This window comes from Bradyrhizobium nivariense, from assembly GCF_029846695.2.
Classification (GTDB): Bacteria; Pseudomonadota; Alphaproteobacteria; order Rhizobiales; family Xanthobacteraceae; genus Bradyrhizobium.
Genome location: NZ_JARWCR020000134.1, coordinates 1 through 7,436, shown reverse-complemented (window position 1 = coordinate 7,436; position 7,436 = coordinate 1). Strand labels below are relative to the sequence as shown.

The 7,436-nt window shown below is 63.6% G+C and carries 8 protein-coding genes; 2 read left to right on the top strand and 6 right to left on the bottom strand.

Going from position 1 to position 7,436, the window contains the following annotated elements; genetic code table 11:
• Positions 1-172: 172 nt before the first annotated feature.
• Positions 173-1,258, bottom strand: a complete 1,086-nt coding sequence (locus tag QCM77_RS44980; protein ID WP_280097026.1) for an SDR family oxidoreductase — start codon at positions 1,256-1,258, stop codon at positions 173-175.
• A 292-nt stretch (positions 1,259-1,550) separates the two neighbouring features.
• Between QCM77_RS44980 and QCM77_RS44975 the strand changes: the two genes are divergently transcribed.
• A complete protein-coding gene (locus QCM77_RS44975; RefSeq protein ID WP_280097025.1) occupies positions 1,551-2,639 on the top strand; it encodes a TRAP transporter substrate-binding protein in 1,089 nt (362 codons plus the stop codon).
• A 414-nt stretch (positions 2,640-3,053) separates the two neighbouring features.
• On the opposite strand, the gene QCM77_RS44970 is transcribed toward QCM77_RS44975, so the two are convergent.
• A complete protein-coding gene (locus QCM77_RS44970) occupies positions 3,054-3,644 on the bottom strand; it encodes a hypothetical protein (protein WP_279661564.1) in 591 nt (196 codons plus the stop codon).
• A 278-nt stretch (positions 3,645-3,922) separates the two neighbouring features.
• Between QCM77_RS44970 and QCM77_RS44965 the strand changes: the two genes are divergently transcribed.
• Positions 3,923-4,321 carry a GFA family protein gene (locus tag QCM77_RS44965; RefSeq protein WP_280097024.1) on the top strand — a complete coding sequence of 133 codons (399 nt, stop codon included), beginning with the start codon at positions 3,923-3,925 and terminating at the stop codon, positions 4,319-4,321.
• A 57-nt stretch (positions 4,322-4,378) separates the two neighbouring features.
• On the opposite strand, the gene QCM77_RS44960 is transcribed toward QCM77_RS44965, so the two are convergent.
• The 4 genes from QCM77_RS44960 to tnpA form a co-directional block, all read right to left on the bottom strand.
• Positions 4,379-4,750: a DUF3024 domain-containing protein gene (locus tag QCM77_RS44960; protein ID WP_280097023.1), complete on the bottom strand. Its 372-nt coding sequence runs from the start codon at positions 4,748-4,750 to the stop codon at positions 4,379-4,381.
• Positions 4,751-4,763: 13 nt separating this feature from the next.
• A complete protein-coding gene (gene tnpC / locus QCM77_RS44955; protein ID WP_280097027.1) occupies positions 4,764-6,395 on the bottom strand; it encodes an IS66 family transposase in 1,632 nt (543 codons plus the stop codon).
• Positions 6,396-6,489: 94 nt separating this feature from the next.
• On the bottom strand, positions 6,490-6,837 hold the full coding sequence (gene tnpB / locus QCM77_RS44950) for an IS66 family insertion sequence element accessory protein TnpB (RefSeq protein WP_280097022.1): 348 nt from the start codon (positions 6,835-6,837) through the stop codon (positions 6,490-6,492).
• Positions 6,834-7,229, bottom strand: coding sequence for an IS66-like element accessory protein TnpA (tnpA, locus tag QCM77_RS44945; protein WP_280097021.1), 396 nt, complete (start codon positions 7,227-7,229; stop codon positions 6,834-6,836). Before tnpA ends, tnpB begins: the two co-directional genes overlap by 4 nt.
• Positions 7,230-7,436: the final 207 nt, after the last annotated feature.

Here is a 7,436-nt window from a genome sequence, read left to right as displayed (position 1 = left end):
CGTCGAGCCATTGCTGGCAGCCATGCGGGCGTGAGGCGCGGGCAGCGAACTCAATAGCGACACCGACGGCCGCCTTCGTTGCATGGAGGTGATGCGGAGCCGCGTTTTTACACAGCCTGGGTCACAACCTGACCTGGGCAACGGTCCCAGATGTATCGGCTTTGGTTCTGTGTTAGGGAAGCAGCCGCCCCTCTTTCGCCTGCCTGAACCACTTCCGGAACATCTCCTCGGTGTCCATCATCTCAGTGAAGCCGGCGCGGTTGATCTTCACGGTCGAGACGATCGAGGACGAACCGGATTCGGTCTGGCCGTAGCGCAGGCTGTAATCGGCGTATTGGAACGAGAGGCCGACGAATTCGGCCAACGCAGGCGATACAAGGTCGTGCTTGCGCCGCAACGCATCCCAGGGGCCGACCCAGTTGGGGAATTCCTTCGCGAGCGATAGCGGGACCGGCTTGCCGGGCTTCATCTCAAGCGCGTCCGCCACCGCGGGCCAGATGTTCTCCCAGGTGAAGACGTCGCCATTGGTCACGTTGAAGGCCTCGTTCCGCGCGGCCTTGGCCTCGCCCGACCAGGCGATGGCGCGGGCGAGGAGATCGACATCGACCGCTTGCGCGACGCGCGCGGCGCCGCCGGGAAAGTCGAGCGGCCTGCCCTGCTCGCGCAGCATCGCGGCGTAGACGCCGAGCGGCGGGATCAGGTCCATGGCGCCGCCCATGGCGAGGCCAACGATCAGCACGGGCCGCAGGATACTCCAATGCCAACTCTTGCCGGTTTGGAGTTCGCGCAAGAAGTTTTCCTGCGCCCAGTAGAAGTTGGGCTGCTCGTACATTTCGGAGCGGCCTTCGCGGGCCGGCACGGCCAAGGGGCGAACGTGGACACCGTAGGCCTTGGTGCCCTGCAGCAGGGCGACATGCCTGAGGTCTGGTGAGACCTGTTCGAGCACACCCATCAGATTGCGCAGCATCAGATCGTTGGTCTTGATCTGCTGTGGGTCGCGCCAGCCGTCGACGAGCTGCGGCGCTTCGTAGAGCGCGGCGTAGACCAGGTGAGTGGCGCCCTGAAGCTCGGCAGCGGCACGGCGGCAATCAGCTTCGCTGGTGAGGTCGATCGGGACATGGCGAGCGCCGTAGAGATCACGCGGCTTGCGGCGGGACAGCGCGACGACCTCGCAAGGTTCGGACGCGCCGAAGTGTCGCAACGCGGCGTGGCCGACGAGACCGGTCGCTCCGGCGACCACGACCTTCTTGCCCGTCATGCGCGAGCCTTCCTGTTGGTATTGCCTAATCGAGTAGCAGATCGCGGAGGGCTCCGACTTGCGTCTGCCTGCGTTCGCAGCTGCGAGGGCGGCATGACGCTTGATTCTCGCAAAGCGTCCGGTCATCCTCAGGCCGGAACCGCAACGCTCGGCTTCCAGCAAAAAGAGCCCATCAGGGCCGTCCGGAAACGCTCAAACAATCTCAACAAGAGAACGTCGATCCTCGACGAAGACAAGACGACAACAAGATCGTTCCCTGGTCGAAGGCATCGACATAACGGAGGGGAAACGCATGGAACGTCGTAAATTCCTGACGGCAGGCGGATTGGGCCTGGCCGCGAGTGCCGTTGCTGCGCCGGCGATCGCGCAATCGAATCCGGAAGTGAGATGGCGGCTCGCCGCGAGCTGGCCGAAGGCGCTCGACACGCTCTATGGCGGCTGCGAATATTTCTGCAAGCGCGTCGCCGAGGTCACCGACAACAAATTCCAGATCCAGCCGTTCGCCTCCGGTGAAATCGTCCCCGGCCTGCAGGTGCTCGACGCCGTATCGAACGGCACCGTCGAGATGGGCAATACGGCGCTGTATTACTATTGGGGCAAGAACCCGGCCTTCACCTTCGGCACGTCGCTGCCGTTCGGCCTGAACACGCGCGCGCATATCTCCTGGCTGCTGTTCGGCGGCGGCAGCGAGCTGCTCAACGATCTGCTGAAGGAGCACAACACCATCGGCATTCCGACCGGGTCGACCGGCGCCCAGATGGGCGGCTGGTTCCGGAAGGAGATCAAGTCGATGGAGGATTTCAGGGGCCTCAAATTCCGCGTCGGCGGCTTCGCCGGCACGATCATCGCCAAGGTCGGCGGCGTGCCGCAACAGATCGCGGGCGGTGACATCTATCCGGCGCTGGAGAAGGGCACCATCGACGCCGCCGAATGGGTTGGCCCGTATGACGACGAGAAGCTCGGCTTCGTGAAGGTCGCGAAGTACTATTACTATCCGGGCTGGTGGGAAGGCACCGGCCAGGGCCACAACATCATGAACCTCGACAAGTGGAACACGTTGCCGAAGCATTACCAGGCCGCGGTCGAGATCGCTTCGCGCGATACCTTCACCTGGGTCACGGGCAAATACGACTACGTCAATCCGCCGGCGCTGAAACGCCTGCTGGTGGCCGGCGCGATCCTCAAGCCGTTCCCGCAGGAGGTGCTGGAGGCCTGTTACAGCGCCGCCAACGAAATCTACGCGGATCTCAGCAAGACCAACCCGCACTTCAGCAAGATGTATGCGAGCCTGTCGGCATTCCGGGCCGAGTCGCTCGCCTGGATGCAGGTCGCGGAGCTCAGCTACGACAGCTTCATGATGCGGATGCGGACAAGGACGTAGGTCGTTCGAAGAAGTCGGGCCTATAAACGACGAAAGCCCCGGAGATGTCTCCGGGGCTTTTTTTATGGGTCATGTGATGCACGCGCGACCTGACGTTCCGCCGCATATTCAACTCTTGTCATCGCCCGGCTCGACCGGGCGATCCAGTATGCCAGAGGCCTGCATTGGAGAGCTCGCTCTCACCACATCCGTCACGGCGTATTGGATGCCCCGGTCAAGCCGGGGCATGACGGCATTCGCATATTCAACTCTCGTCATCGCCCGGCTCGACCGGGCGATCCAGTATTCCAGAGGCCTGCTTTGGAGAGCTCGCTCTCACCACATCCGTCACGGCGTACTGGATGCCCCGGTCAAGCCGGGGCATGACGGCATTGGGCTTGGCAAGCATTTTCCAGAGCAGCGGCGCTCCGCACATCAATTCTGATCGTCACCCAATGCTGCGACCAGCTTGTCGTAATACTTCCCGACGAGATCGATGTTGGCCTTGTTCTCGATCTGCGGGGCCGGCGTCTTCAGGGCGTCGTTGAGCTCGTCGAGCGCTTCCTTCTTGTCCTTGGCCGGCATCTTCTTGTCGGCCTGGACCTGCGCGATCTGGGCCTTGATCACGGCTTCGGTGCCGACATATTTTTTCGTCGCGGGATCGAAGCCGCCGAGCACGAGGCTGATGTTGTCGACGACGTTGTTGTAATCATCGTAGCCGGCAAAGCCGTTCTTCTTGGCGACGCCGTCGAGCTGGCCGATCACCTTCTGGTCGGGCGCGGCGTTCTCCGGAAGTTTTTCCGTGATCGTATCCATGTCCTTCTGCGCGGCGAGCACGCCGTCGAGCTGCTTGTCGGTGAGCGCAATCTGCTTGAGTGCGGGAGCCTGCGCGGGTGCGGCCTGCTGGGCCGGTGCCGGCTGCTGCCTGGCCTGCGCGAACGCGACGCCGGACGATGCAAGCGATGCTGCGGACAGAAGGCACGCGACGCCGAGCGCGGTGATCGCGGGACGAAGCAATGCTGGCATGGAATTCTCCTCCTGAAGGGGGTGGTTGGTCTTGGCGGTCGAAGGTCTTGGCGGTCGAAGGTCTCGGCGGTCGAAGGTCTCGGCGGTGAGGAAGCTAGGGAACCTGAAATGAACTCCGCCTGAACTCCGCGCGCCCTGCTAGCGGCGGATCATGGCTGAATGATCACAGCCCGGTGGAGGTGGCAGCGATCACCAAACATTGTTCTGCGTGCAATCCATCTGTTGTGCGGCCGTCCGGTCTCGCCGATGCTCGATGGCATCGACCATGAGAGACCAGCATGCCGACCTATCGAGGCTCCTGTCATTGCGGCGCCGTGACGTTCAGGCTCGTGTCAGAAATCGTTGAGATAACGACGTGCGATTGCTCGTTGTGCAGGCAGAAGAACGCGCTGATGACGAAGGTGCACGAGAGTGCGCTCACTGTGCTGAGCGGCGAAGATCAGTTGTCGATCTACGAATGGAATACGCAGCGGGCGAAGCATTTTTTCTGCTCGCGCTGCGGCGTCTACACGTTTCACCGCAAGCGCGCCGCGCCGGATCATTTCGGCGTCAACGTGTTCTGTCTCGAGGAGTTCGATCCCGCCGCCGTCCCGGTACGTGCGACCGAAGGCGTCGGCATGTCGGTGGTCGATCCCAACGCGCGAAGCCAATGGCCAGGGCCGCGCGAAGCGAGCTGATGCGCAGGCCATTCGTAACCATCCGGCGAGTACCGCGGGGAACTGAACTTACGATGTTCAAAAGGGATGGAACAATCCTTCGGTCGTTAGCGTGTCAATCGCTTCGGCGAGGGTAAGGCTGCGATGCAGGCAGAACCATTCTCCGGTGTGGCGATGCCACTGGAGGTCGAAGCGGTTGCGGCTGATCCAGTCGAGGCGGGCGAAGGGCGCGTCAAACTCTTCGCCGAGATTCTCCGGGAAACCGGAGCGGTAGCGCTGAATGAAGCGATACTTGGTGCCGTGCCACTTGCCGAGGATGTCGACGGGATAGTTGAACTGCGTCGGCCGGATGGTGGGCAGGAAGCGGGGCTTCAGGAAGTCGTCGATCAGGCGCTGGCAGGCGGCCGTCACCGCCGATTTTTCTGCTGCGGAAAAACCGCTCGATCTCATGTGTCCTCTTGGCTCACGCCGCTTCGGCACGGCCTGGCATGGGCTTTCGCCAATTCCATGGCAGAAGCTCATCCAGCCTGTGGACGGCGTGGTCGTTGATGCGCACAAGCACGTCGGCGAGCCAGGCTTGCGGATCGACGTCGTTGAGCTTGGCGGTCATGATCAAGGTCGCCATGACCGCGGCACGCTCGGCACCGCGATCTGATCCGGCGAACAGCCAGGACTTGCGGCCCAGGGCAAAGCCGCGCAGGGCCCGTTCGGCTGCGTTGTTGGTCAGGCAGATCCGGCCATCGTCGATGAAGCGGGCGAACCGATCCCAACGCTTGAGCATATAGTCGATCGGCTCGGCGACCGAGGCCGAGCGCGATAGGCGGCCACGCTGCTCGCGCAGCCAGGCTTCCAGAGCCTCCAGTAGCGGCGCGCTTTGCTCCTTACGGATGCGCAGCCGCTCAGCAGCAGCAACACCGTTGATGCCGCGCTCGATCTCGAACAGGGCGTCAATGCGTTTGACTGCCTCCAGCGCGATCGGCGAGATCGCTCCGGCAATCTTGCCTCGCCGTGCATTGGCGGCGATGTCCGCCAGTTCGAAGAACTGCCGCCTGGCATGGGCCCAGCACAACGCCGACGTGATCGGCCCCTCCGCGCGCGAGGGATCGTACAACTCGTTGTAGCCGTTGTAGGCATCGGCCTGCAGGATGCCGCTGAAGGCCTTCAGATGCCGCACGGGATGTTCGTGCCGCCGGTCGCGTGAAGCATAATACAGCGCCGCTGGCGGCGCCCGGCCATCAAAGGGGCGGTCGTCGCGGACATAGGTCCAGATGTGTCCCTTGATCGTCTTGCCCTTCGCCAGGATCGGCACATTTGTGTCGTCGCCGTGCAGGCGCTCGGCACCGAGCACATGCACCTCGATCAGGGCGTGTAGCGGCTGCAGCACGGTCGTGCAGGCGCCGACCAGGTCGGCCAGCGTCGACAGGCTCAGATCGACGCCTTCCCGCGCATAGCGCTCGCTCTGCCGGTTCAAGGGCTGATGCTGGCCGAACTTCTCGAACAGGATCATCGCCAACAGGTTCGGCCCGGCGAAGCCGCGCGGCGTCACGTGGAACGGCGCCGGAGGCTGGGCGATCGTCTCGCAGGCCCGGCACGAGAACTTCTCGCGCACGGTCTGGATCACCTTCCACTGCCGCGGAACCACCTCCAGCGTCTCGGTGATGTCTTCGCCAAGCTTCGACAGCCTGTCCGAGCTGCAGCAAGGACAGCTAGCCGGCGCCGGGATCACGACGCGCTCGCGCGGCAGATGTTCGGGGGATGGTTTGCGCGAAGGCCGTTTGCGCTGGAACGACTGGACGGCCTGAGATCTCGCCGCCGCCTGCTCGGCCGCCAGTTCATCCTCGGTGGCGGTTGCTTCCAGTTCTTCGAGCTGAAGTTCCATCTGCTCCAGCAGGCGCGCCGTGCGTTCCGAACGGGTGCCATAAAGCTGGCGCCGCAGCTTCTCGATCTCGAGCCTGTAATGGCTGATCAGGGCTTCCGTGCTCGACAGGTCCGCCCTTGCATTGGCGGCATCGGCCGCGGCACTCACCGCCGCAGCCTGCGCCCTTGCCGCAAGCGCCTCTGCCTCAACCCGCGCGGCGCGCTCGGCGAGGATCATCGCATGCGCAGCGGCAAGATCGGTGGGGAGCGATTCAGAAGTGTCGGTCACGGTCCGATGGAATCACATCCATCATCAGCCGCAAGCAGAATCCTCATCCCATCGAGGTCGGACGCCAACTCTCCTGCGGATGGCGCCAGTCGATCCCAGAAAGCAGATAGCCGAGTTGCGCCGGTGAGATGGTCACCACATCGTCGGCCACGCTTGGCCACAGGAACCGGCCGCGCTCCAGCCGCTTGCTGAACAGACAGGCGCCTTGGCCGTCATGCCAGATCACCTTCAACAGATCGCCGCGTCGGCCCCGGAAGCAGAACAGATGGCCGCTCAGTGGATCACGCTTCAGCACCTCCTGCACCAGGAGCGCAAGGCTGGCGAAGCCCTTCCTCATGTCGGTATGGCCCGTGGCAAGCCACACCCGCACCCCGGTCGGCAACGGGATCATCGGGCTCGTCCACCCGACAACGCGGCCACCGCCGCCGTCAACGTCGCGGGATCGACCGCGCCCGTGATCCGAAGCTGCACTCCGCTTGCAAAGGCGATCTCGATCGTCCCGCCAGTTCCTGCACGAGCCGTCCATGCCGGCTGCTCCGGCGCAACCGAAACGGCCGCAAAGTGCACCTCGTCCTCCTGCCGCGGCACCCGCCCGGCGCCCAAAGCACCCGTTCGGGCCAGCCGCCGCCAAACCGTCAGCAGATTGGGATGCACGTCATGCCGACGTGCCACTTCGATAACGCTGGTCGAAGGCGCCTGGCTCGCCTCAACGATCCGAAGCTTCTCGACCGTGGTCCATCGCCGCCGCCGCTCCGGACCCGACAGAACCGAAACCTTGCTCACGTTTGCTCATTTGCTTGCAAATCAATCAGCAAACTATCGCGGGCAAGATTGCCGCCCGGAAGGCGGCCCTCACCGGCTTTCAAATTCTCCTCCGACCAAGGCGCCTAACGCGATGTCGGTGAGGCGCGACAGCCCGCGCCACATGACCGTATTGCCAGGGGGCGGATCGCTGGCACGGGCGAGATAACCGCCGAGCCGGGCGATCTT

Excerpts from the sequence above, each read along its gene's own strand:
- QCM77_RS44980 (WP_280097026.1), bottom strand. The coding sequence starts at position 1,258 with ATGACGGGCAAGAAGGTCGTGGTCGCCGGAGCGACCGGTCTCGTCGGC.
- QCM77_RS44975 (WP_280097025.1), top strand. The coding sequence starts at position 1,551 with ATGGAACGTCGTAAATTCCTGACGGCAGGCGGATTGGGCCTGGCCGCG.
- QCM77_RS44970 (WP_279661564.1), bottom strand. The coding sequence starts at position 3,644 with ATGCCAGCATTGCTTCGTCCCGCGATCACCGCGCTCGGCGTCGCGTGC.
- QCM77_RS44965 (WP_280097024.1), top strand. The coding sequence starts at position 3,923 with ATGCCGACCTATCGAGGCTCCTGTCATTGCGGCGCCGTGACGTTCAGG.
- QCM77_RS44960 (WP_280097023.1), bottom strand. The coding sequence starts at position 4,750 with ATGAGATCGAGCGGTTTTTCCGCAGCAGAAAAATCGGCGGTGACGGCC.
- tnpC (WP_280097027.1), bottom strand. The coding sequence starts at position 6,395 with ATGATCCTCGCCGAGCGCGCCGCGCGGGTTGAGGCAGAGGCGCTTGCG.
- tnpB (WP_280097022.1), bottom strand. The coding sequence starts at position 6,837 with ATGATCCCGTTGCCGACCGGGGTGCGGGTGTGGCTTGCCACGGGCCAT.